The sequence below is a fragment of the Algibacter sp. 2305UL17-15 genome (genome assembly GCF_040720935.1).
Lineage (GTDB): Bacteria > Bacteroidota > Bacteroidia > Flavobacteriales > Flavobacteriaceae > Jejuia.
The window spans coordinates 1-26,104 of record NZ_JBFDAE010000003.1 but is presented as its reverse complement, the minus strand read 5'-3'; the positions used below and the strand labels follow the sequence as shown (position 1 = coordinate 26,104).

Annotated in this window: 22 protein-coding genes and 1 pseudogene; 15 read left to right on the top strand and 8 right to left on the bottom strand. The window is 34.0% G+C overall.

All coding sequences use genetic code 11. From position 1 onward, the window contains the following. The first annotated feature begins 303 nt into the window (after window positions 1-303). Window positions 304-1,329 carry a LacI family DNA-binding transcriptional regulator gene (locus ABXQ82_RS03815; protein ID WP_367055115.1) on the top strand — a complete coding sequence of 342 codons (1,026 nt, stop codon included), beginning with the start codon at window positions 304-306 and terminating at the stop codon, window positions 1,327-1,329. Between the two features lie 177 nt (window positions 1,330-1,506). On the opposite strand, the gene ABXQ82_RS03810 is transcribed toward ABXQ82_RS03815, so the two are convergent. Continuing rightward, window positions 1,507-3,042 (bottom strand): alpha-L-fucosidase, encoded by a 1,536-nt coding sequence (locus tag ABXQ82_RS03810; protein WP_367055112.1) that lies wholly within the window; start codon window positions 3,040-3,042, stop codon window positions 1,507-1,509. A gap of 293 nt (window positions 3,043-3,335) precedes the next feature. Here ABXQ82_RS03810 and ABXQ82_RS03805 point away from each other — a divergent pair, with 293 nt between their 5' ends. From ABXQ82_RS03805 to ABXQ82_RS03795, 3 genes are all read left to right on the top strand, one after another. Continuing rightward, window positions 3,336-4,457 carry an alcohol dehydrogenase catalytic domain-containing protein gene (locus tag ABXQ82_RS03805; RefSeq protein ID WP_367055109.1) on the top strand — a complete coding sequence of 374 codons (1,122 nt, stop codon included), beginning with the start codon at window positions 3,336-3,338 and terminating at the stop codon, window positions 4,455-4,457. A gap of 5 nt (window positions 4,458-4,462) precedes the next feature. Next, a complete protein-coding gene (locus ABXQ82_RS03800) occupies window positions 4,463-5,260 on the top strand; it encodes an alpha/beta hydrolase-fold protein (protein ID WP_367055106.1) in 798 nt (265 codons plus the stop codon). A gap of 477 nt (window positions 5,261-5,737) precedes the next feature. Continuing rightward, on the top strand, window positions 5,738-7,933 hold the full coding sequence (locus tag ABXQ82_RS03795) for a c-type cytochrome (RefSeq protein ID WP_367055103.1): 2,196 nt from the start codon (window positions 5,738-5,740) through the stop codon (window positions 7,931-7,933). A 719-nt stretch (window positions 7,934-8,652) separates the two neighbouring features. Here ABXQ82_RS03795 and ABXQ82_RS03790 read toward each other — a convergent pair. From ABXQ82_RS03790 to ABXQ82_RS03760, 7 genes are all read right to left on the bottom strand, one after another. After that, window positions 8,653-11,565, bottom strand: a complete 2,913-nt coding sequence (locus ABXQ82_RS03790) for a glycoside hydrolase family 2 TIM barrel-domain containing protein (protein WP_367055100.1) — start codon at window positions 11,563-11,565, stop codon at window positions 8,653-8,655. Between the two features lie 8 nt (window positions 11,566-11,573). Beyond that, the gene (locus tag ABXQ82_RS03785) at window positions 11,574-12,962 is read right to left on the bottom strand and encodes a glycosyl hydrolase family 28 protein (protein ID WP_367055097.1); all 1,389 of its coding nucleotides are present in this window, start codon (window positions 12,960-12,962) and stop codon (window positions 11,574-11,576) included. Between the two features lie 323 nt (window positions 12,963-13,285). Next, window positions 13,286-13,612 carry a hypothetical protein gene (locus ABXQ82_RS03780; protein ID WP_367055094.1) on the bottom strand — a complete coding sequence of 109 codons (327 nt, stop codon included), beginning with the start codon at window positions 13,610-13,612 and terminating at the stop codon, window positions 13,286-13,288. Window positions 13,613-13,798: 186 nt separating this feature from the next. Then, a complete protein-coding gene (locus ABXQ82_RS03775) occupies window positions 13,799-14,185 on the bottom strand; it encodes a rhodanese-like domain-containing protein (protein ID WP_367055091.1) in 387 nt (128 codons plus the stop codon). 9 nt (window positions 14,186-14,194) lie between these two features. Next, window positions 14,195-14,515, bottom strand: a complete 321-nt coding sequence (locus ABXQ82_RS03770; RefSeq protein WP_367055088.1) for a rhodanese-like domain-containing protein — start codon at window positions 14,513-14,515, stop codon at window positions 14,195-14,197. Between the two features lie 110 nt (window positions 14,516-14,625). Continuing rightward, entirely contained in the window at window positions 14,626-15,246 is a 621-nt protein-coding gene (locus tag ABXQ82_RS03765; RefSeq protein ID WP_367055084.1) for a thioredoxin family protein, read from the bottom strand. A 4-nt stretch (window positions 15,247-15,250) separates the two neighbouring features. Then, entirely contained in the window at window positions 15,251-15,793 is a 543-nt protein-coding gene (locus ABXQ82_RS03760) for a redoxin family protein (protein WP_367055081.1), read from the bottom strand. A gap of 125 nt (window positions 15,794-15,918) precedes the next feature. Between ABXQ82_RS03760 and ABXQ82_RS03755 the strand changes: the two genes are divergently transcribed. The 11 genes and pseudogenes from ABXQ82_RS03755 to ABXQ82_RS03705 all read left to right on the top strand — a co-directional run bounded on the left by ABXQ82_RS03755 (window position 15,919) and on the right by ABXQ82_RS03705 (window position 25,994). Then, the gene (locus ABXQ82_RS03755) at window positions 15,919-16,380 is read left to right on the top strand and encodes a MarR family transcriptional regulator (protein WP_367055078.1); all 462 of its coding nucleotides are present in this window, start codon (window positions 15,919-15,921) and stop codon (window positions 16,378-16,380) included. 334 nt (window positions 16,381-16,714) lie between these two features. Further along, window positions 16,715-17,053 carry a GIY-YIG nuclease family protein gene (locus tag ABXQ82_RS03750; RefSeq protein WP_367055075.1) on the top strand — a complete coding sequence of 113 codons (339 nt, stop codon included), beginning with the start codon at window positions 16,715-16,717 and terminating at the stop codon, window positions 17,051-17,053. A 55-nt stretch (window positions 17,054-17,108) separates the two neighbouring features. Next, entirely contained in the window at window positions 17,109-18,515 is a 1,407-nt protein-coding gene (locus ABXQ82_RS03745; protein ID WP_367055072.1) for an anthranilate synthase component I family protein, read from the top strand. Between the two features lie 276 nt (window positions 18,516-18,791). Continuing rightward, window positions 18,792-19,376 (top strand): aminodeoxychorismate/anthranilate synthase component II, encoded by a 585-nt coding sequence (locus ABXQ82_RS03740; protein WP_367055069.1) that lies wholly within the window; start codon window positions 18,792-18,794, stop codon window positions 19,374-19,376. Between the two features lie 100 nt (window positions 19,377-19,476). Further along, complete coding sequence (gene trpD, locus ABXQ82_RS03735) at window positions 19,477-20,475, top strand: anthranilate phosphoribosyltransferase (RefSeq protein ID WP_367055066.1); 999 nt, start codon at window positions 19,477-19,479, stop codon at window positions 20,473-20,475. 400 nt (window positions 20,476-20,875) lie between these two features. Next, window positions 20,876-21,661, top strand: a complete 786-nt coding sequence (trpC, locus tag ABXQ82_RS03730) for an indole-3-glycerol phosphate synthase TrpC (protein ID WP_367055063.1) — start codon at window positions 20,876-20,878, stop codon at window positions 21,659-21,661. After that, window positions 21,658-22,329 (top strand): annotated as a pseudogene (locus tag ABXQ82_RS03725) (phosphoribosylanthranilate isomerase); the annotation flags it as partial. The gene trpC and the pseudogene ABXQ82_RS03725, both read left to right, overlap by 4 nt. Before the next feature lie 144 nt (window positions 22,330-22,473). Continuing rightward, window positions 22,474-23,655, top strand: coding sequence for a tryptophan synthase subunit beta (trpB, locus tag ABXQ82_RS03720; RefSeq protein WP_367055873.1), 1,182 nt, complete (start codon window positions 22,474-22,476; stop codon window positions 23,653-23,655). A 392-nt stretch (window positions 23,656-24,047) separates the two neighbouring features. Further along, window positions 24,048-24,812 (top strand): tryptophan synthase subunit alpha, encoded by a 765-nt coding sequence (gene trpA, locus ABXQ82_RS03715; protein ID WP_367055060.1) that lies wholly within the window; start codon window positions 24,048-24,050, stop codon window positions 24,810-24,812. Between the two features lie 218 nt (window positions 24,813-25,030). Then, entirely contained in the window at window positions 25,031-25,126 is a 96-nt protein-coding gene (locus ABXQ82_RS03710) for a hypothetical protein (RefSeq protein WP_367055057.1), read from the top strand. A 226-nt stretch (window positions 25,127-25,352) separates the two neighbouring features. Beyond that, a complete protein-coding gene (locus ABXQ82_RS03705; RefSeq protein WP_367055054.1) occupies window positions 25,353-25,994 on the top strand; it encodes a hypothetical protein in 642 nt (213 codons plus the stop codon). The last annotated feature ends 110 nt before the right edge of the window (window positions 25,995-26,104 follow it).

Genomic DNA, 26,104 nt, shown 5'->3' with positions numbered 1-26,104 from the left:
ATTTTTTAGTTGTAAGATGTAACTTATTATATGCTAAAAATAACCATTTTTTTTAAAGATAAACAATTATTTTAACCCTATTATTTTTACTTATTTAACGACCTTCTTTTTAACTGTTACAACGTTTGAACAATTAAGCAAAATACAGCAAAATATAAACACAGCTACTTTTAAACAGAATCTCTAAAGACTATTAAATCAAATATTTATGGGAATATTGGTGCTGGTTTAGTTGGTTTAAATTTTGAACTCAACAAAAAAATAGTATATTTGTTCAAACGATGGAACAAAAGTATAAAAAAATTGTCACATAAAAAAAAATCTACCATAAAAGATATTGCCAATGTATTGGGTATTACCCCATCAGCAGTTTCCAAGGCTTTGAATGACCACCCAAGGATAAGTAAAAAGACTAAAGATGCTGTTAAACAGGTTGCCGAAAACCTCAACTATCAACCAAATCATCTCGCTAGCGCCTTGAGAAAAGGCAAAAGTAATTTAGTTGGTGTTATTATTCCTCGTGCAAATAGCAATTTTTTCTCTTCTATTATTGAGAAAATTGAAGATATTCTAAACGAAAAAGGATACAATGTAATTATTACCCAATCTAATGAATCTTACAAAAAAGAATGTAGAAGTATTGAAGCTTTACTTTTTACACAAGTTGATGGGATTATAGCTTCTATGGCAAATGAAACCGTTAACTTAGACTACTATAAAAAAATAAAGGATAAAGGTATTCCTCTAATTTTATTTGATAGAGGTGAAAACGATCTTGATGTTGATTATATAGGAATAGACGATTATTTGAGCAGCCATATTGTAATTGAACACCTTGTTGCACAAGGTTGTAAGCGTATAGCACACCTTGGTGGTTTTAGCCATACACGGATTTATAAAAACAGAATTAGAGGCTATGTTGACGCCTTAGAAAAACACAATCTTCCTATTGAAAACGATTTAATTTATGAGTGTAACTTAAGAAAAGTTGATGGCAGGGACATCATGAAAAAATTACTAGAACTTCCCTATAGACCAGATGCGGTTTATGCTTCTGGAGACTATGCAGCGCTTGGTGCTCTTGAAGTTATGAAAGAACAAAACATAAGGGTACCGGAAGATATTGCCCTAGTTGGTTTTAGCAACGAACCTTTTTCTTCTTTAATTACACCATCAATTTCCTCGGTTGAACAACATAGTGAAGAAATAGGTAAACTGGCAGCAGAAACTTTTTTAAAACGTATTGCCAATCCTGACGAAAAAGTATCATTAAATAAAATGATTTTGAAACCTGAATTAATTATTAGGGCTTCTTCAAATAGGAAATAAACTACCTCGGCGCAGGCCCACGAGGTATTAAAATTCCAAAAAATCAATCCCAATAGCTATCGGGACTAAATTCCAAAAAATAAATAAACCACTAATTTTAAAGCACAAAAAAAGCGAGCACTTCTGCCCGCTTCTAAACTAAAAACTAACTCAAAATTAACAAAAATAACTTTCAGGTTATTCTTGTTGTATTTTTAAACTGAATGCAAAGTCACAAGGTTTTTTAGATGGCAATGTAACATGTAAACCGTCTTCTTCCTGAGACCATTTTAAAGTTTCATCACTACCTAACATGCTTATAGATTTTACGGCTTCGTTTTTATCTATCGATTTTATAACCACTTTTCCATTTTCAGGCCATCCTAAAAGTATAGCATATAGGTTTCCGTCTTTTTGTGTAAAACGCATATCTTGACCTGTAAAATCTTTATTTCCCCCTTCCGAATGGTGACCAGTACCAACCTCTGTAGGCCCTTCACCAAAAGTTTTCCAGTATTTAGTGTCATAAATAGCTTCTCCATTAATATCTAACCATGCTCCCATTTCCAGTAAAATTTGTTTTTGATCCTCAGGGATTGTTCCATCTGCTTTTGGACCAACATTTAATAATAAGTTTCCATTTTTAGAAACAATATCAATTAGATCATCAATTAAAGAATTAGCCGTTCTAGATTTCCAATTGGTTACGTGAGACCATGAATTTTTACCAATAGAAGTATCTGTTTGCCATGGTAATTTTCTAATACCTGGTAATTTCCCTCTTTCCAAATCATAAATTACGGTACCTTCGGGGAATGCTTGTTCATAGAAGTTCTTGTCTTGTAAAACGACCTCTTTCCCCCATTCTATGCCTTTATTATAGTAATATGCAGCTAATTTTGGACGGTATTCTCTCCATTCCGGAGTGTCTAACATAAAATCGAACCATAAAATATCTGGTTGATAATTATCAATTAAATCTTTTGTTCTTGCCCACCATAATTCTTTAAATTCTTCTGAAACAGGCTCATTTAAATCTTTTCCTTTTTTTGAATATAAATCTGCATATTCTGGATCTGTAGTGTCAAAATGATCTTTTTTATTAAAGAAAGACCAGTTGAAGGCATAATGGGAAGATGCTCCCATAATGAGTCCTTTAGAGCGCCCTTCTTTCATTAGTTCCCCTAAAATATCTCTTTTAGGCCCCATTTCTACAGCATTCCACCGCGTTGTATTTGATTTATACATTGCAAAACCATCATGATGGTCTGCGACCGGAACTACATATTTAGCACCTGCTTTTTTGAATAAATCAATCCATTCTGCCGCGTTGAAGTTCTCACCTTTAAACATTGGAATAAAATCTTTATACCCAAATTCTTTAAGATCTCCCCAATTTTTTACGTGATGTTTATTTACATCAGAAGGACCTGTTCTTTGAAGTTTTAATTCTGCAGTAAATTGAGCGGAATCCATATACATATTTCTAGGATACCATTCTGAACCATATGCAGGAACTGAATAGGCACCCCAATGGATAAAAATCCCAAACTTTTGCTTATTGAACCATTCTGGGTCTTTATAATGTTTTTTAATCGATTCCCAATTGGGTTCGTAAACTTTTTTAACTTCTTGTGAATCTGCTATATTCGCTTTTTTATCGTTATTAGATTTACATGCAGTAATTAAAATAACAGAAAATAGCAGTAAAATAAGGTTGGATTTTTTGGTCATTCTTTAGGAAATAAGATATTTAAAATTGTAGCTTAAAACTGGGATACTAAATTCTTGTTTTTTTATTGCTTGTTTGAAACAATATGTTCTAATAACTACAACAAATGGTCAGAATGTATGTTTTAAGCTCCTTAAACGCACTCTTTATTTACTTTTTCACCTAACTTCATTAAAACCCATATTATGAAATACAACTTTTACACCAGTTAAGATTGGTTACTATTTAAACATGATACATAAGTAAAGTAAAACCCTTTACTTTTAATTTTGCAACCAAATTAAAAAAACTCGAAATGTCATTACAATGTAAAGCGGCTATATCAATTGGCGATGGAAAATTTACAATAGAAACTATTAGCGTAAATCAACCAAAAAAAGATGAAGTATTAGTAAAACTGAAGGCTTCTGGTTTGTGCCATACAGATCATGATTCTTTAACATGGGGCATGCCTATTGTTTTAGGTCACGAAGGCGCTGGAATTGTAGAGGCAATTGGAGAAGACGTAGAGCATATAGATGTTGGAGATGAAGTGATTTTGAATTGGGCTACACCGTGTTACACCTGTTTTCAATGTCAAGAAGGCAACCAACATATCTGTGAAACCAATTCTCCGGTAATAGCCAATCATGCAGGGAAACTCCCTGGAGGTCATGTGGCTATTGAAGGGACTACATGGAATGGAACTCCCATTGAACGCTCTTTTAATATCGGTACACTTTCAGAATATACCTTGGTACGCGCATCCGCAGTCGTGAAAAAGAAAAGTGAAAAATTATCTTTTGAAGCAGCTTCTATTGTGTGTTGTGGTGTTATGACGGGTTGCGGTTCTGTTTTTAATTCGGCTCAAGTAACTTTGGGAAGTTCAGTCGTGGTTTTGGGAACTGGTGGTGTTGGATTGAACGTTATTCAAGCAGCAAGAATTTCTGGAGCAGCCAAAATTATTGCGATTGATATTAATGAAACGCGTTTAGAAATGGCGAAAGAATTTGGTGCAACCGATGTAATTTTAGCCGATAGAAATGACAAAGGTTTAAACAATGCAGCAGAAGTTGTAAAAACAATGACCGAAGGTCGCGGAGCTGATTTCGCTTTTGAATGTACTGCAGTCCCTGCTTTGGGAGTTGCGCCCTTAGCCATGATAAGAAATGCTGGAACAGCAGTTCAGGTAAGTGGTATTGAAGAAGAAATTACTGTGGATATGCGCTTGTTTGAATGGGACAAAAAATACATCAACCCTTTATACGGCGCAGCGAGACCTGAAATTGATTTTCCGAAATTAGAAGCTTTGTATGATAAAGGCGATTTAATGCTGGACGAAATGATTACCAAAACATACCCGCTCGAAGATTTACAACAAGCTTTTGATGATATGTTAAGTGGTAAAAATGCAAAAGGAGTGATTGTATTCGATTAAATAATATGACCAAATTTAGAACTACCGAAGTATCAGACCCAGAATTTGAAAGTAATAATCTGAGATTTATTACCGTAAAAACGAATAATTTAAAAGGACGAGGAGACATCTGTGTTTTTGTTCCGAAAGTTGACAATGCAAAAGATTTACCTGTTGTAATTCTACTTCATGGTGTTTACGGTAGCGCATGGATTTGGGCCCATAAAGCTGGTGCACATTTTACGGCTAACAAGATGATTGAAAATGGAGACATTAAACCATTCATTTTGGCAATGCCGTCAGATGGATTGTGGGGCGATGGTTCTGCATATCTTCCACATAATGGAAAAAATTTTGAAAACTGGATTGTGGATGATGTGAGACACGCAGTACTTGAAAATATAGATGTAGCTTCTAAAAATTCAACATTTTTTATCTCCGGATTGTCAATGGGTGGTTATGGCGCCTTGCATTTGGGTGTAAAATATCCACACATTTTTAAAGCTATTTCCGGACATTCTTCTATTACTCATATTGACCAAATGCCTTTATTCGTTGAAGAACCGCAGGACAGCTACCCTGATACAGATTTAGACGAAGTTTCTGTATTCAGGACTATTCTGAAAAACAAAAACAACCTACCCAAAATTCGTTTCGACTGCGGAAAAGACGATTTATTAATTGAACACAATCGCAAGCTTCACAGAGAATTAACGGATCAGAACATTACACATGTTTATCAAGAATTTGAAGGCAAACACGAATGGGACTATTGGCGGGAACATTTAAAAGACACGTTGTTGTTTTTTGATGGGCTTATTTAAATCCAAAAAATATCCCCTTTCAGAATAAGTATTGGCTCATTCTTTTTTTCAACTATTTAAAATACGATGGCTATAATATCGGCTACATGAGTCTAATTATTGAAAACATTGTTGTCCGATAAAAGACATAAAAGACAAAAGACCCTGCCTGCCGGCAGTCGCTGCGCTGCAAGAATCAAGAATAAAGACTTGACCCTAACTAATTGAAAATCAGTATAAATTTCTCATACATCGTAATTTATAAATTTATAAAAAAGGTAGGGTGTCTTGGTTTAAAAACTCTCGAAAGGCAATAAAATCGATACTTCAAAGGATGACAAAATATTTTAATCGGACATAAATATATGGAAAAGTAAAAACTAAAGCTTAAATTGAAAAAACATTTTATCTTATACCCTTAAATTCTTTTATTTCACTTAAAAGAACAATAAGTTTGAGCTTTCGCACTTTACAATCAATACAAAACACTTAGTTTAAATGAAAAAATCACGATTTATAGTTCCTGTTTTAATTGTATTTAGCTTCGTATTAATCTTTTTTAACTGCAAAAAAGAACCAAAAGTTTATGCCGACATCATTTACAAAAAACCCGAAATAGTAAAAATACCAGCAGTAAATTTTCTATCGCCTGAAGAAAGCATTAAAACCATGTATTTACCTGAAGGCTATCGTATGGAATTGGTTGCTAGCGAGCCCATGATAAACGAGCCTGTTGTTATGGAATGGGATGCTAACGGAAAACTTTACGTTGCCGAAATGCTAACCTACATGCAAGATATAGACGGTACAAACGAAAACGAACCATGGAGCAGAATATCTGTTTTGGAAGATTTGGATCATGATGGTAAAATGGATAAAAGCACCGTTTTTATCGACAGTCTTTTATTACCAAGAATTATTATGCCCTTAGATGATCGATTAATTGTTGGCGAAACATACAATCGGGATATTTGGAGTTATCGTGATACCGATGGCGACAATGTAGCAGATGAAAAAGTATTGCTCTTAAAAGATGATAAAAGGGATAATGCGAATCTAGAGCACCAATCGGCGAGCATGCTTTGGAGTATCGATAACTGGCTATACCTTTCCAGAAATTCAATTCGTTATCGTTTTACGCGCGGTAAACTTGAAACAGATACCTTGCAAGATGCTCCAAACGGGCAATGGGGATTGACCCAAGATGAAATCGGGCAACTGTATTATTCTAGTGCAGGAGGAGAAACTGCTGCTCTGGGCTACCAACAACATCCTTTTTATGGCAATTTAGAAATGCCCGGAAAATGGGAAGAAGGTTTTGAAGCCGTATGGCCCATTATAGGAACGCCTGATGTTCAAGGAGGTTTGATGCGTTTACGTGAAGACGGCACACTAAATCACTTTACTGCTAGTTGCGGTCAAGCCATATTTTTAGGCGATAAATTGCCGCTTTATGGTGATTTATTTATTCCAGAGCCTGTTGGAAGATTAATTCGTCGTGCAAAAGTAGAACGTATTAATGGGAAAACAGTATTAAGCAATCCTTATGAGCAAACCGAATTTTTGGCTTCAACGGATGCCAACTTTAGACCAGTAGATATGAAAACCGGTCCAGATGGCTGTTTATATGTCGTGGATATGTATCGTGGTATTATTCAAGAAGGCAATTGGGTTAGAAAAGGAAGTTTTTTACGTCCTGTTGTAGAAAAAATGGGCTTTGATAAAAACATTGGCAAAGGTAGAATTTACAGAATTGTTCATGATGACATAGATCCTGCCAAAAAAGAAAAGTTGCTGGATAAATCATCTAAAGAATTGCTTTCATACTTAAATCATCCAAATGGTTGGTACAGAATGAATGCCCAAAAATTAATTGTTTTAAAAGGCGATACTTCTGTTGTTAAAAGTCTGAAAAAAATGGCTAAAAATGATGATGCGCCTTTAGGAAGATTACATGCCCTTTGGACTTTAGACGGATTAGATGCTATAGGTGAAGCCATTTTATTAAACGCTTTAGAAGATGAAGATTCAAGAGTAAAACAAGCTGCAATTAGATTATCTGAACCCTATTTAAAGACAAATAACAAAGAAATATTCAAGGCTTTAACTGCTCTAAAAAATGATGCTGACGTCAATGTCCCTAATCAATTGATACTTTCTTTAGGCACACATAAAACTGATGAAACAAAAGCTGTTATTAAAGACATCATGGATGCTTACCCTGAAAACGAAGTCATTTTGGTTTCAGCTACCGAATACCTAAAAGAAGTGCCACCAGTAATAGAACAACTTAAAAAGAAGTATGTTTTAGAAAACCCTAACGTAAGAAATAGCATTGTTTCAGGTTACACAAACTATAAAAACATTTGTTCTGCCTGTCACGGTCCCGACGGCGAAGGCATCGAAGGTTTAGCCCCTACACTTATTGGTTCGCCAAGGGTTACTGGTCATCCAGATATAATGACAAAAATAATATTGAATGGACTTACGGGGCCTATTGACGGCAAAGAATATTCGGGGATTATGGTTGGCATGAAAAACCAGGACAACCAATGGCTTGCTAGCGTATTAACCTATGTAAGAATGCATTTAAATGATGCACCTGCAATTCCGCAATGGAGAGTAAATCACGTTAGAGAACAAATTAAAGATAGAGAAGGCTATTGGACTCTAGAAGAACTTTATAAAAAATAGAACTATCATGTTTATTGTTATAATCCACGGCACTAAGCAGGAGCTTAGTTGTAGCTGGGGAAGTTGTATTTGCTCCATTATTTTTTGTAATCACTAGTCTTTCCTCTTTTTTTATGATTTAAATAAAGTAAAATTAACTGACCTAGTAAAAACACTATAAACACTCCCAATAAAACTTTCCACACAACACTAATAAATACTGCTGTTATAAATGAAGCTGCCAAAACATTTAATAATAAATAAGACACCCATGGAATAACAATAACTGATAATAAAATTAAAACAAAACTCCAGATTCTTTAGCCCATCAAAATCGACTTTATTATCAACAATAAAAGTAGCACAAACTAGCAGAACCCAAATTAAGATAATTTGCGCATACCATTCTTCCCAATACAAATAGAAGAAATAGGTACATGCGCAAATTTCTAATAAGCCTAATAGCAGATTTAATTTGTGTTTGTTTGTTCGACCGAAAAGAAAAAGCTCCAAAAGCAGCGGAAGCAAAAGGATTTAATTTGTGTTTGTTTGTTCGACCCCGTCAGGGTCGCATTAAACATATCGCTATTTATTTTCTATACATATTTGAATCCTTCGGATTCTTTTTTATGCAAATCATTCAAATAGATAATCTTCTTTACGTTCAATTTGAAATTTTTATACGAAATCCGCTATGGCTAAGCTCATGCTTGGTGGCGTAACAAGTTATTTAATAACATTTAATTTTCCCTCCACTCACTCAGCTCAAAAGCATTCAGCCAAATACCCTTATCGCCTGCGCCGTCAAAATTAACAATCACAGGATTTTTACCATCAGAAGTGAATACAAACTCCCCCATTCCAGGTAATTCCCATTGCATTTCCTTTCCATCTGTTACATTTACAGCATACGCTTTTTCTATGGAAGAGGATGTTACCTTTAAATCCGTTTCATAAGGTAATTTATGAATTGTAACCGATTTTAATTTTTCCTTATTCGGATCCATAGAATCAGAATTACTACTAGGAGCATGATGCCATGTTTTTAATTTATAAGTACCTTTTGGCAAGTTTTCAAACGTTAGATTTAATCCTTCATCATCTATTGCAATAACGCCATCGCCATAAGCAAAACCATATTTCCCGATGACATTCATTTCCCCCAACCATCGGCAAATTCCATCGTTAGAAGCTGTTGTCAATTTAGCTTTTACGCCTTCAAAATTCTTAAAACTATATACATTTTCATTGTCATCCTCACCATTCCAAAAGTTCCAACCGAATTGTACTAATTGGTCTGATGCACCAAGATCTACGAGTTCTCTTTCGAAATCATAAATAGGTTTTGCATTCGTCTGAATATAATTTGTGTTATTAGAAATTAAAGTAACCGTTGCCCTATCATATTTTAAACCTTTAGATTTTGCATAAACTGTAATAGTTTCGGCAGTATTTCCTGCTTTAATTAGTGCTGGAGCAACACCATACTCGGTAAACATTGGATTAGAATTTATATTTGCGCCATCTCCAATAACACTTGCATCGCCTTTTACAGAAAAGGTTACTAAGTTTTTCGAATCACTTACAGTTGTTCCGTTTTTATCTACAATTGTAGCATATGCCATTAAAATATCATTTCCATCTGCAATAAAACTTCTTCCTTTAGTATCTAGTTTCAATTTAATAGCATATGGTTTCCCCGGTGTTTGTTGAGCTGTTTCAATTACTTTTCCATCTTTAAAAACAGCTTTTGCAACCAGCTTTCCTGCTTTATAGTTTATATTCTTAAAATGAAATGGCGGATGCTCTAAACCATCATAAATAGTATCCTGACTTGGTTTGCTTTTAGCAATTTCCTTTCCGTTAAGCGTTAATGACACCTCATCGGCATTACTAAAAACAGTAACTTCATCTGTACCTGAAACCCAATCTTCTTCAATAGAAATAAAAGGCGTTTCTAACAATTCAGATTTATACCATTTCAATTGAGGTCTTGGGTATCTAAAAATAGTCATCATACCGCTTCTAGTTCTATCGATATTACTTTTGGCCTTATCATGGGATGGATGAAATGTGTAATATGCATGGGCTGTCCAAGAAATTAAACCTGTCATCATGGGGTCTTTTTTGTAAGGTGCGACCGCTTTGGGGCCGCTACGACCTTCCATGGCGAAAATAGGTTCCGACCTATCCCATAAAAAAGGACCGTACAACATATTCGCATTAATGTCGGTTAGTCCTGATGCTTGCCACCCCGTCCAACGTGCACCTTGAGACGCCGTTAAACGCATTGGATCTTCTTGTTTAATGGTATTATGAATCCTTGGCACATAACCGCGGTGGTTGACGCCTGCGCCCCACATCACTATAGATGCATGATTGCGATGGTTTCGAACCATTGTTCTGGCAGATTTCTCTAAATTATCCCACCATGCATCATTTTGCGACATTGAAATCCATGTTGGTGCTTCTTCATAAACCAAAATCCCCAGTTCATCACAGGCTTGGATTAAGGCATCATCTTGTGGATAATGTGCAGTTCTCATAATATTAAATCCGAATTCCTTAAACTGCAGCATATCTTTATAATGCAACGCATTCGGTACCGCATCGCCTATATAAGGATATTGTTGATGACGGTTAAAACCTATCAATTCAATAGGCCTATGATTCAGCATAAAACCTTTTTCTGGATCTAATTCAAACTTTCGAAGTCCTATTTTATTTTCAACAAAATCAATTTCTTTTCCATCAATTAAAACCAAACTATTCACTCTATATAAATACGGATTTTCGGTATCCCAAAAATGTACATCGTCCTCTAGACTTCCTATTTGATTGAACTGATATTCTTGTCCGACGCTTATCGTTTTACTATCCGTAAGTCTTAAAACGACAATACCTTCAGTATTAATAATTCGTGTTACAAGTGTTACTGCTTTAGGATTTTCAGCTTCATTCTTAATCGACGTTTTAATATTAATAACCGCGTTTTTATTAACAGGATCTATAGTAGGTGTGGTAATGTTTACGCCTGAATTTAAAGTTTCCCAGTTAAAAGTGACGTGTACAGGATGTGTTTCAACTAAATACACATCGCGATATAATCCGCTAAACTTCACATAATCAAACGGTCCTGGGTCTGGAGGCACAACGTCATTTCTTCTGTTATCGCAAAGTACAGTCACTTGATTGGTTTTTCCGCGTTCTACGTAATCTGAAATATCGAAATGGAAAGGTGTGTAACCACCTACGGCATGTTGATCGATGTGTTCTCCATTCATCCAAACATCAGTCACTTGGTGTGCGCCTTCAAACTCTAAAAACACTTTTTTATTAGAATTGCTGACCTTGATATCTTTTCTATACCAACCTACTTTTCGATGGAATACGAGTTGGGTTTTATCATCGTTCAACCCATCAAGAGTTAAAGATGTTAATTCTAAAGTATGTGGAATAGTAACAGTTTCCCATTTCGAATCATCTAAATCTATTTTAAAATTTTCGGCATCAGGATTTCCTAGTTGAAACTTCCAACCTTGATTAATGATTTCTTTTGTTCTATCGCTATCCGGAAAACCATAAGGTAAATTTTGAGCTAAACATAAATTAAAAGCAATAAAAACCGTGAAGAATGATATTATGATTTTCATACCATAAATTACTTTTTATTAAAATTATCCACATCCAACGTTAAAATATCATGACGTTCATCTGGTCTGGTTATTATGAATTTGTAATTTTCTAAATTGAGATCTTCAACATGTCTAGCCATTAATCCATAAGATGGTAAAATTCCGAAAAGACTAAACTCTGGATATTTTGTTTCATCTTCTATTACATTAATATTTTTATGTTCAGCTAAACCACCTCCAGGCAATGTAATGTAGATATTCTTTAAATTAATTTTACCCACTTTATAATTAGGCGTTCCAGTTATAAAAACACCAGCTGGTGGAGATACTCTAGACCCATCTAAATCTGCCGATGACCCTGTAATATTTAAAATATTCACATTGTTTATGGATCCTACCTCCCGTTTTGGCGCATCTCTATAAGTACGCAGACGCTCTCCCAACCTTATAAAAATGGGCATATCTACGTTTGTCATATTAATACTATCTATTGTAACATCAGTAATATTGGCACCATCTACACTCAATATTTTTATACCTCCGCCTTTAGTATAATTTACTTTACACCGTCGGATATCGATATTGTACATATCGCCCATAGATTCTGTTCCTAACTTAATTGCTCCCCATTCACTTTTTAATGTACAATCACTTACCTTAACATTATAAGTTGGCAACGGGCTTGTGGTTTTTAAACAAATAGCATCGTCGCCAGTATTGATATAACAATTTGTTATTTGCACATCGTGACTTGAATCGATATCAATACCATCATTATTTTTATTGGCATGGCCGTATATTTCTAAACGATTAACATTTATAGCGTTACATTGAAAAAAATGGCATGTCCAAGCTGCCGACTGTCTCAACAACAGACCATCCATTTTTATATTTTCACTTCTTACAAAACGAATTAAAAAAGGTCTGTTTGCTACTAATTTGTTTATGGTGTTTTTTTCATAACCTTTATTCATTAATTTTTCACGAAGTGTTTTACTCTCAAAGATTTTACCTCTACCATCTATCACTCCAGTACCTACCAATCCAATATTTTTAGCATCAATTGCTCCAATTAAGCATTTACCCCTAACCTGCCCTGTGGCATCAACAAATGAGTCTATATTTCTATAATCCTCTGGGTTTTCGCTTCCAATTAAGGACGCGTTTTCTTCAATTTTTAGGGTAACGTTATCTTTCAATAGAATTGTTCCGGTAACATAATCGCCTCCTTCTACAAGAACTTCTCCTCCTCCAGATTTATGGCAAGCATCAATGGCCGATTGAATAGCTAAAGTATTATTGGTTTTATAATCACCTATAGCTCCAAATTCTTTTATGCTACAAAAGGAAGTGCTTTTTTTACATGCAACAAATGATAAGCAAAAAGCTATGATTGCGAAGTTGAGTACTCTCATAGATAGTTGGTTTTGGTTTGATTTATATTGATAGGTAAATATTGCTATTTTTTCAGTCTTTTTTAATGTCATATGTATAGAATACTGAAACATATGTTCTCATTTTACTTTAACCGCTTCACGATGATGACCAAAAATCATTTAATTTAAACTTATTGTACCAATGCCAATATCTTATCTTTTGTAATTTTATTATCTATCTTTAAAGTATTGTTCTATTTATAAATGAGCAGTAGAATGGTTTAACCCGACAAAATAACCCACAAAAAAAGCACTCTGATTAGAGTGCTTCAATATTTATAACTTTTAATGTGCTTATTGTTTTAACTAGCCTTTTGCTGTTCCTCAATTCTTTTTTTCATTTTCTCAACCTTCATTTGGTCTTTGGTTGCATTTTGAGTATTAACTTTCTCTAAACGATTTAACTCAAGACGTATTTCATCACTACGTTTTTTAAGTTTTGCCAACTTTTCATCCCTAGCTTTTTGTCTTTGCAAACGCTCTTCATGCTTAATTGCAGCAATACGCTCTAATTCTTGTTCTTGTTTTTTAAGACGCATTTTTTCTAAGGCTACAGTTCCGTAAGCATAACCATACATGCTTAAAAAGAGTAATCCTATCAATCCTAATATTATTAAGCCATTTTCCATAATTGTATCTTTTGAGGTAAAATCTTTTAAATTTATAAAAATCTTTCCAGACTTTCTAAATTATTTAATAAAAGTAGCACAAAGAGGTACATACATTAAAATAAAAAAGGTAAAGTACTTAAAAAAAAGGTCAAAGTTGATAATATCCCAAAGAATCAATAGTTAACTTCTATTTTCTCAAGACTATTATTCTGATGTTGTTTTCAAATGGCTGTTGTTCCAATTTAAAATCCCACCTTCCAATTCATAAATAGTTTCAAAACCCGCTTCTTTAAATACTGAAACACTTTTAGCACTTCGTTTTCCGGAACGGCAGTAAATAAATACTGGCGCAGTGGTGTCTAATAATTTAACGTTATCGGCAAAACTTTCGGAAAAATAATTGAGGTTTTTTGCATTTTTCAGATGACTCGTAGCAAACTCATCTGGTTTTCTTACATCTACAAGCTGAACATTTGCTTTGCTTATCTCAACTTTAAATGCCTCTGAGTTTAATTTAACTGATTCGTTTTGGGTAAACAATTGGCAACTTCCTGCCATAAAACTCAAAAATATGAAAAGAACTTTTTTCATACTTCTTATTTAAGATTCTAAATCAACAACCTCTCCTGTCCAATCTAGCATACCGCCTTCAAGATTATACGCATTTTCAAAACCGAGTTGTTCCATGATTTGGCATGCTTGTCCGCTCCTGTTACCAGAACGACAATACACATAATAATTTTTACTTTTATCTAGGTCTTCTATTTCATTGATAAACTCCTGCCCTTTATATATATCTAAATGAATGGCGTTGGGGATAATTCCATCTGCAACCTCAGCTTCAGTTCTTACATCCAAAACAACGGCATTATCATCTTTAGCCAGTTGTTCTGTCCACTCTTCTTGTGTTAAATCTTCCATGTTTTTTTTAAAAAAATTATATGCTGCAAAATTAATATAACTAAATGTATAGACGAAAAAAAATCCGAAGTATTACACCTCGGACTTCTTTGCAAATTTCTTGCCCTTTTTTAAACCTTAATTGAACAACCTATAGCTTTAGTTTTTTTCACTTTAACCTCTTTTCCTTCCAATAAAGCGTCAACAGCATCTTCAAGATAAGTTTCTTTTACAGCATCAGGATTTCTAGAACTATCATCTATAGCACCTATGTATTTTACAACTAATCCTTTTTTCGTCTTCTCTAACACAAAATTATGGGGCGTTTTGGTGGCTCCAAACTTTGGATATACTTTTTGCCCTTCATCTACCAAATACGGAAATGTAAAGCCTTTTTCTTGAGCTCTTTCCTGCATTGCCTCAAAACTATCTCCTGGTTTTGAATTAGGGTTATTTGGATTTATTGCAATTACAGGATAGCCTTTAGGGGCATACTTTTTATCTAAAGCAATAAGTCTGTCCTCATTGGCTACCGAAAACGGGCATGTATTACAGGTAAATGTGACTATAAATCCTTTTGCATCCTTATAATCTGCTAACGACACCATTTTTCCATCAATATTCTTTAACGAAAAATCATCGACCACATCCCCAATGTCATAACCACGATCGTGATTAATTTTAGAATTGGTAAATGCACTTGTAACTATTACCAAAGTTACGATAGATACTACTTTAATTATTTTTTTCATCTGTTTATTTTATTTGTTTAACTTCTTTTTCAAGTTCTTCATAGGTAAAAGATTTCTCAAAAAACTTACGTTCATTCTTATTATAAATTATGGTTGCAGGTATAGAGCCTGACCATGATTCATCTATTTCGTTGATCCATTTATTTTCGTTTGAATCATTTAAAACAATAACCTTGCTCTTTAAATTCTTATTAATAATGAATGGTTTTAATTTAGATTCATAAACATGCGGAAAGTCTAAACTCACTAAAATAACCGCTACGTTTTTGTCCTTATATAATTCGTTCAGCTTCTCAAAATAAGGCAATTCTTTTACACAGGGCCCACACCATGTAGCCCAAAAATTAATGACATACGTTTTATTATCTTTTTTATTTAAAAACTGCTTAAAACCTTCAAAGTCATATATTTCTAAATCAACCTCTTGAGCATTAGTTTCTATAGCTTCAATTTTGTGATTATCAACTTCTGTTAGAACCTCTGATTTCTTTTTATCAGCACAAGAAAATACTGTAGCCAACAAAAAAAGTAACATATTTAACTTCATAAATTATTAAATCAGACATAAATTTACACAATACAACGCTATCAAAATACTGTTTAACAAATATTTAATCAAAACACATCTCACTAATAATTCTTTTTTTACATTTGTATATACAACGGTTAGGGATGAGAATAGAGGATATTTTAAAAATAAGTTCGGATATTCCATTATCAAAGAGTGTTGTTGTAAACATTTTACATACCTATACATTAATAAATGGAGCATTAAATAAAACCTTAAAACCTCATGATATTTCAATACAACAGTTTAATGTATTGCGTATTTTAAGAGGTCAAAAAGGCAAACCGGCTTCTCTTAGTGTTGTACAAGATAGAATGATAAATAAAATGAGCAATACAACCAGATTGGTTGATAAGCTTATAAAAAAGGGGCTAGTTGTTAAAAGTATAAACAAAGCCAATAGAAGAAAAATTGATATCAGTATTACTGCTGAAGGGTTAAGCTTCTTAGAAAAGATTGATAAAACAATTGATGGCGAAGAAGTAAATATGGTTGCTTCCCTAACGGATAAAGAGGCCACCGAACTTATTAGATTATTGAGCAAACTCAGGTTAATAGCAAACTAAATCTCTCTTGTTTCTCAATGGTCGATTGAAACTACCATAATCTTATGGTAGTTTTTTTATCTAAAAAATCAGGATAAGAATTGCGTAATTCTATTTTCATCTTTATATTTGGTGCGTAGAAAAAATAAAAATGAATAAAAATTTAAACAATACTTGGTGGTGGTGCTTTCGAAACTAAAATTCGTGAAGTAAAATCCTAGTATATTTAAAACTTAAAATATCCAAAAGGCTTGTCATTCACGACAAGCCTTTTTTATATAAAACAATGTCATTTCCGCGAAGGCGGAAACTAATTAAAATGTTGTCATTTCCGCGAAGGCGGAAACTAATTAAAATGTTGTTATTTCCACGAGGGCAGAAAATATATGAAAACGAAATGTATAATGATGAAACATTTTATGTATATATAATTTCTAACAAGAAAGATGGCATATTATATATTGGAATGACAGGAAACATAAAACAGAGAATAACTCGATATAAAAAGAAATATACTAAGGGATTTGCAAATAAACATGGACTAGACATATTGGTTTACTATGAAAAATTTGAAAGTGCAATTGAAGCAATAAAAAGAGAAAAACAGATTAAGAAATGGAATAGATCATGGAAAATAAATCTAATAAATGATTTAAATCCTGATTGGAATGATTTATCTTATTTCTTTATATGAACTTAATTTGAATTAAAAAATTTCCGCCTTCGCGGAAAAGACAATGACAGATTTTATGAAAAAATATAGTCTTTATACCCATCACAAACGCATCCTAACAGATACTATTACGCCGGTTTCTGTCTATTATAAAATACGCGACAAATACCCCAACAGTATCTTGCTGGAAAGTGGCGATTATCATAGAAGCCATAAGAATTTCTCATATATCTGTTTTAACCCTATTGCGACTATTAAAGTTGAAAACGAGGTGATTTCAGAAACTTTCCCTGACGGCAGTTCAACAGAATTGGAAATAACAAAAGATGTGAATGTAGCTGAGGAAATTCATAAATTCACTAAAAAATTCGATACGAAATCGGAAGAAGATTTCAAATTCATCAACAACGGCATTTTTGGCTATACAGCTTACGATGCTGTGCGGTATTTTGAAGATGTTCAAATTAGCAAAAAGGACAATTCTGTGGTTATTCCAGATATGTATTATGCGGTTTACAAAAACATCATAGCCATTAATCACTTTAAAAATGAAGCTTATATTTTCGCACATTGTTATGAAGACACCGAAAATAATATTGACGCGATAGACAAACTCATAAACATTCAAAACTTTGCATCTTATAATTTCAATTCAAAAGGTGCTATTAAATCTAATTTAACTGACGAGGAATTTAGAGAACATGTTGAAGTAGCCAGAAAGCATTGCCAGCGCGGAGATGTATTCCAACTCGTATTATCAAGACGTTTTTCTCAAGAATTCACGGGCGACGATTTTAATATATACCGCGCTTTAAGAAGTATAAACCCTTCGCCTTACCTATTCTATTTTGACTATGGCGATTTTAAAATCTTCGGAAGTTCACCAGAAGCACAACTTATTGTTGATGATGGACTAGCCGAAATACATCCTATTGCAGGGACTTTCAAGCGCACAGGCGATGAGGCCAAAGATGAAATTCTAGCAGAAGAGCTCAAAAATGACGACAAAGAAAACGCCGAACATGTCATGCTAGTAGATTTAGCCAGAAATGATTTAAGCCGACATGGCAGTGACGTAAAAGTGGTCACGTATCGCGAAGTTCAGTTTTTCTCTCACGTTATTCATTTAGTGAGTAAAGTTACGGGACAAAAGCACGACACAACCTCAACCATGCAAGTGGTGGCAGACACCTTTCCAGCAGGAACTTTAAGTGGTGCGCCAAAACATAGAGCGATGCAACTTATTGAAGATTACGAAAAAACAAGTCGTGGCTATTATGGAGGCGCCATTGGTTTTATGGATTTTGATGGTAATTTTAATCATGCCATTATGATACGGACTTTTTTAAGTAAAGATTACAAACTCAATTGGCAAGCAGGCGCAGGATTGGTTTCAAAATCCGATCAAGAAAGTGAACTGCAAGAAGTTTATAATAAATTAGGCGCATTAACAAAAGCTATTAAATTAGCGGAAGATATCTAAAGTTGGAAGTTGGAAGTTGGAAGTTGGAAGTTAGAAGTTGGAAGTTAGAAGTTAGAAGTTAGAAGTTAGAAGTTAGAAGTTAGAAGTTAGAAGTTAGAAGTTAGAAGTTAGAAGTTAGAAGTTAGAAGTTAGAAGTTAGAAGTTAGAAGTTAGAAGTTAGAAGTTAGAAAGGTTTGAAAACTTCTTGGTAGAAAAAAACATTTTAACAGAAATTAAAGTCGAAAAAAAGTTTAACATAAACAGTTTCCCGATTAAGTTCGGGATTAAGAGGGGCTTATGAAAAAAGTATTAGTTATAGACAATTACGACAGTTTTACATACAATCTTGTCCACTATTTAGAAGATTTAAATTGCGATGTAACCGTTGTAAGAAACGATAAATTAGATTTAGAAGATGTACAACCTTTTGATAAAATTGTATTATCTCCAGGCCCAGGAATTCCTGATGAAGCCGGTTTATTAAAAGCTATTATTGAAAAATACGCACCTACAAAAAGTATCCTTGGGGTTTGTTTAGGTCAACAGGCTATTGGAGAAGTTTTTGGAGGCTCACTAATTAATTTAGAGGATGTTTATCATGGTGTTGCAACCAATGTAACTTTATGTGTCGATGATGAATATATCTTTAAAGATTTAGATAAAAACATGGAAGTTGGGCGTTACCATTCTTGGGTTGTAAATCCAGAATTACCTGAGAGCTTGGAAGCAACCTCTTTTGATGCAAACGGACAAATCATGTCTTTAAGGCATAAAACATATGATGTTAGAGGAGTTCAATACCATCCAGAATCGGTATTAACACCACAAGGAAAAAAGATATTGGAGAATTGGGTGAATTCCCCAAACCCCGAAGGGGCTTAAAAAAAGTTATCCAAATTCCCGAAAGGGGATTTAATAGTGAAAAATAATAGAATCAAATAACAAATCAATCCCCTCTCCTTCGGAGAGGGCTAGGGAGAGGATGAAAGACATACTAAACAGACTTATAAATCACGAAACCATATCAACCGAGGAGGCAAAACAGGTTATAGTTAACATATCAAACGATATGTATAACCCTAGCCAAATAACATGCTTCCTATCTGTTTTCATGATGCGAAGCATTACCATAGAAGAATTAAAAGGCTTTAGAGATGCCCTTTTAGAACTTTGCGTACCCATAAACCTCAGCGGCTTTAATGCAGTTGATATCGTTGGTACTGGAGGCGATGGCAAAAACACGTTCAACATCTCTACCCTATCTTCTTTTATTACCGCAGGTGCAGGCGTTAACGTTTCCAAACATGGTAATTATGGTGTATCATCAACGTCTGGTTCATCAAATGTTATGGAACATTTAGGCGTAAAATTTTCCAATAATGAAGATTTTTTAAAACGATGTGTCGATAAAGCCGGAATTTGCATATTACACGCACCATTATTTCACCCAGCAATGAAGAACGTTGCTCCTATCAGAAGAGAATTGGGCGTTAAGACCTTTTTCAATATGTTGGGCCCTTTAGTTAATCCTTCATTTCCAAAAAACCAAATGCTAGGTGTTTTTAGTTTAGAACTTTTACGCCTCTATAGTTTTATATACCAAAATACAGAAACGAACTATAATATCGTTTATGCCTTAGATGGTTATGATGAAATTTCATTAACAGGAAAAGCAAAAATAGTTTCCAATCATACTGAAAAATTGTTTTCACCAGAGGATTTGGGAGTTTCTAAGATTAAACAAGATGCTATTTTTGGAGGAAATACCGTTAAGGATGCAGCGAACATTTTCGTTGATATCATTAGCGGAAAAGGGACAGAAGCCCAAAACAATGTCGTTTGCGCCAATGCAGGATTAGCTATAGCAACCTCAAAGCAAATTTCGCATCAAGCAGGTTTTGAAATGGCAAAAGAATCCTTGTTTTCAGGTAAAGCGAAAACGAGTTTAGATACATTGATTGAGTTAGGAGTTAGGAGTTAGGAGTTAGGAGTTAGGAGTTAGGAGTTAGGAGTTAGGAGTTAGGAGTTAGGAGTTAGGAGTTAGGAGTTAGGAGTTAGGAAGATTAGAAAATAATTTGAAAAATATAAAAGAAAATAGCAGAAAGTCAAAACCCAAGTTCGGACATAGTCCGAATCATCAATCTGCAGAAATAATGAGCATTATTGAGATTTAAAATATATTTTAAATTGAAGATACAAACGCAGTTTAATGGAGTTGCAAAGCGCAGCTTTAAGCGCGTAATTCCGAAAGCGAATGGTGCTTGAGCAATTTCCTCAGATTGATTTGATTTTTTGGTTCATCGTATTTAATTTAAAACGTCCACTGGACTTTTCAAATTAAATAGTGTATCAAGACAAAATGAACAGAAATAAACATAAAGATGAATATTTTAGATAAAATAACATTAGATAAAAGAAAAGAAGTTGAGTTAAGAAAGCAACTCATTCCAGTTTCTCAATTAGAGCAATCTATTCTATTTGAAAGAGCAACAGTTTCACTTGCAGATAACTTACGTAACAGCAAATCAGGAATTATTGCAGAACACAAACGGCGTTCACCTTCTAAATCTGTAATTAATAATACGTTAAATGTTCAAGATGTAGCAAAAGGTTATGAATCTGCAGGAGTTTGCGGGATGTCCGTTTTAACAGATGGTAAATATTTTGGTGGTTCTTTAGACGATTTACTAACCGCAAGAGCAGCTTGTAATCTGCCTTTATTAAGAAAAGAGTTTATTATAGATGAATACCAAATATTAGAAGCAAAAGCTTATGGCGCCGATGTTATTCTGTTAATAGCAGCAATACTAACAAGACATGAAATCAAACAATTTTCAGAATTTGCAAAAAGTTTGAATCTGTATGTGCTTTTAGAAGTTCATAACGAAGAAGAATTACATAAATCGATTATGCCCAGTTTAGATATGTTAGGTGTAAATAACAGGAATTTAAAAACTTTCGATGTTAGTTTAGAAACCAGTAAAGCCTTAAGCAATCTCATACCAAACGATTTTGTAAAAGTATCCGAAAGCGGCATTAGTAATATTGAAGCCATTAAAGAGTTACAACCTTACGGATATCAAGGTTTTTTAATTGGAGAAAACTTTATGAAAACTGATAACCCGGGAGAAAGTGCAACGGAATTTATAAAAACCTTAGAAGGATGAAATTAAAGGTTTGCGGTATGAAATATCAAGATAATATTGAGCAAGTTGCTGAATTGCAACCTGACTATCTTGGTTTTATTTTTTATGAAAAATCCGCGCGACACTTTGATGCTGAATCGATTCCAGAATTACCAAACTCAATTAAAAAAACAGGCGTTTTTGTAGATGCAGATTTAGATTTTGTAATAGGAAAAATTAACCAACACAATTTACAAGCTGTTCAACTGCATGGAAAGGAATCTCCTGAATACTGCTTAAAATTAAAACGTCATTACGAGGAGAAAAGCGACGAAGTAATCTCTTTAATAGAAGCAGATTGCCACGACTTAGAAAAAAAGTCTCGCAATGACAAAAAGCTAGAAATCATCAAAGTCTTCTCTATAAAAGATGAATTTGATTTCAGTATTCTAAAGCCTTATGAAGATGTTTGTGATTACTTTCTTTTCGATACCAAAGGGAAGTTGCCTGGTGGCAACGGCTACACATTTGACTGGAATGTATTAAACAATTACCCATCAAAAAAACCATTCTTATTAAGTGGTGGTATAGGATTAAACGAAGTTGAAAAGATTAATCAATTTACAAACAGCAAAGCATCAAAATACTGCTATGCTTTTGATGTGAACAGCAAATTTGAAATTGAACCTGGATTAAAAAACATTGAAGATTTAAAAGCATTTAAAAGCAACGTCATTACGAGGAGAGAAAGCGAGGAAGTAATCTCATCAAAAGAAACAGATTGCCATACTTCGACTCCGCTCAGGACAAGCTTATTTCACAAAAAATCTCGCAATGACGAAAAAGAAAAAATTATGAATTATAACGTAAACGCAAAAGGCTACTACGGCGAGTTTGGAGGTGCATTTATACCAGAAATGCTATATCCTAATGTAGAAGAGTTACGCCAAAACTATTTGAAAGTTATGGCAGAACCTGACTTTCAAAAGGAGTTTAATCAACTCCTTAAAGATTATGTTGGGCGTCCTTCACCACTCTATTTTGCGAAACGACTTTCAGAGAAATATAACACGAAAATATATTTAAAGCGTGAAGATTTAAACCATACAGGCGCGCACAAAATAAACAATACTATTGGTCAGATTTTAATGGCGAAACGTTTAGGTAAAACTAGAATTATTGCTGAAACTGGAGCAGGTCAACATGGTGTTGCAACAGCTACTGTTTGCGCTTTAATGGGGTTGGAATGTATCGTCTATATGGGCGAAATTGACATTGCAAGACAAGCACCAAATGTAGCTAGAATGAAAATGTTGGGTGCTAAAGTTGTACCCGCACTATCAGGAAGCAGAACTCTAAAAGATGCTACCAACGAAGCCATTAGAGATTGGATAAATAATCCAGTAAACACACACTATATTATTGGTTCTGCAATTGGCCCGCATCCTTATCCAGATATGGTAACGCGTTTTCAAGCTGTTATTTCAGAAGAAATTAAATGGCAATTAAAAGAACAAACAGGTAAAGAAAACCCTAATTATGTAGTGGCTTGTATTGGCGGAGGTAGTAATGCTGCAGGAACATATTACCATTATTTACACGAAGAAAAAGTCGGTCTAATTGCTGTGGAAGCTGCTGGTTTAGGAGTAGATTCTGGCGAAAGTGCTGCCACTTCAGTTTTAGGAAAAGAAGGTATTATCCACGGTTGCAAAACCTTGTTAATGCAAACTAAAGACGGACAAATAACAGAACCTTACTCTATTTCCGCAGGATTGGACTATCCTGGTGTTGGTCCAATGCATGCACATTTATGCAAAACTGGGCGCGCAGAATTCATGGCCATTACAGATGAAGACGCTATGAATGCTGGTTTAGAACTTTGTAAACTGGAAGGCATTATTCCAGCCATAGAAAGCTCTCATGCTTTAGCTATTTTTGAACAAAAAACGTTTAAGCCAGATGATGTTGTTGTTGTGAGTTTGTCTGGTCGTGGAGATAAGGATTTAGAGAATTATATAGATTATTTTAAGATTTAATATTTGGGCGTTACCCACAAGGGGTCGGGCTTTCACGAGTCGCTCTCTGCGAGGAGCTCCAACAATCGCTCAATCCCTAACGCGAAGAAACATCCGATATTTTAAGAAAAATAGTCTATAAATTAAAATACGAATAAGTTAACAAGACCTGTCAGGTTTTAAAAACCTGACAGGTCTATATAAAAGACACTTACAAGAATACACAAACCTTGTAGGTTAATAATTGACATTGGCGGATTTGCCCGCGTTAGGGATAGAAGCGGCATCCTTTTTTGCCATTAAAAGCAAAAAAGATATAGCGGATAGCCCGACCGTGAGCGACCCTGCAAGGTTTTTTTCTAACCTTGTAGGTATGAGCGAGGGGAAACGCCATAAAAAATAAAAAACGACACATGAATAGAATTGTTGAAAAATTGAAAATGGATAAAAAACTGCTGTCTATTTACTTTACAGCTGGATATCCGAATATTGATGATACCGTTTCTATAATCCAAGATTTAGAAAAAAACGGTGTGGATATGATTGAAATTGGATTGCCATTTAGTGACCCATTGGCCGATGGACCAACTATTCAAGATAGCTCTACAAAAGCATTAAAAAATGGCATGACTACCGAGGTGCTTTTTAATCAATTAAAAGACATCAGGAAAACCGTGAATATTCCATTAATCATTATGGGCTATTTTAATCCTATGTTTCAATATGGTGTTGAAAAATTTTGCAAAAAATGCCAAGAATTAGGTATTGATGGACTGATTATTCCGGATTTACCAGTTGATGTTTATCATAATGAATACCAGGCGATTTTCGAGAAATATGGATTAATAAATGTATTTTTAATTACACCACAAACAAGTGACGACCGGATTAGATATATTGATTCTATTTCAAACGGATTTATTTATATGGTAAGTAGTGCGAGTACAACTGGAGCGCAATCTGGATTTGGGGAAGAACAAACTTCATATTTTGAACGTATTGCAAAAATGGATTTAAAAAACCCCCAGATTATCGGTTTCGGGATTAGTAATAATGAAACGTTTACCCAAGCAACGCAGTATGCAAAAGGCGCTATTATTGGAAGTGCTTTTGTGAAACATGTGACTAACGAGGGTGTCAATTCGATTGAAACGTTTGTAAAAAGTGTTATAAATTAAAAATATTTTAGTCTCAATTAAACCTTTTTCAGTTTTAAATAGTTGTATTGCACTTATTACTTGAACTTACAGTCTAATTTTTTTGAACTATTTCACTATAAATTAAAATTGAGAAAAAGAAATGAAATACTTTAAAGTTAGGCGTATTAACATTAGGGCTATTTGCTTTTACTGCAGCAGCATCTGCTCAAGAAAAAAAAGAACCAAACTTTGAAAAAATGTTAAAGAGATTTGACGCTGATAAAAACGGAACCATTTCTTTAGAGGAGTTTAAATCTGCTAAACGTAAAATGAAGTACCAGTTGAAAAATTAGAAAAAAAATACACAAAATTGGACGGAGATGCTAATGGCGAAGTTACTTTAGAAGAACTGAAAGCTAATTTTGACAAACCAAAAGGTAAAGATAAAAAGAAGAACAAATAAGAATAGCTTATAATTTTAGTACTGTAAAAGGCTCAAGTCTTAACTCGGGTCTTTTGCATTTTATGCTTTTAAATGATTACTATTTAAACTAAATTTACAATAACAAATTCAAATTTATGAAATACCATATCGTCATTAATAGTGTAAAAACGGTAGATGAATTCACAGATGCCTGGAGTAATGAAGCTATTATTGAATTGCTTGATCGCTTTGATTTTCCAGATGCTGTCAATTCTAACCCTGAAGAATTGAAAGATTTACTCTTTATGGCTATTTCAGATTTTGAACCCACAGAAGCTGCTGTCATTGTATTAAGTTATAAATTTTCAGATTCATTAAATGAAAATCAAATTGAACAAATTTCCCATGAAATGTTGTTAGATAAGATTTCGGAAGAATATGCAGATATTTCGTTTCATCATGAGTTGTTCAACATTAATCAGTTGCTGCATAAAGCCTATAATGGTTCTTTTCCTAATGCCAAAGCGACTGTTATTGAATTTGAAATCACACCAAATAAAGAGATTTCTAAAGAAGTTGTTTTAAAAGCGTTGAGCGTTTCACTCGCTAAAAGCAATGTGATAAAACGTTTATTTGAAGACCAACTCGCTGGAAAAGAAGAATTTGATGAAGCTGAACATATTATTTGGGATTTAAAAGCTACTTCTGAAAATACTTATATTTTAACTACCTCTGAATATTGGATCAGTAGAGATGAATTTATTGAAGCTGAATTTGATGCAAAGACACTATCCTAAAATCTGTGTAAGTTTCAAAACTCAGGGTTAAATTATTTATAGTTTAATCCTGTTTTCAAATATAGCTAAAAATTGGTTCAATATAATTCCCCAATTTCTAATTGGCATTG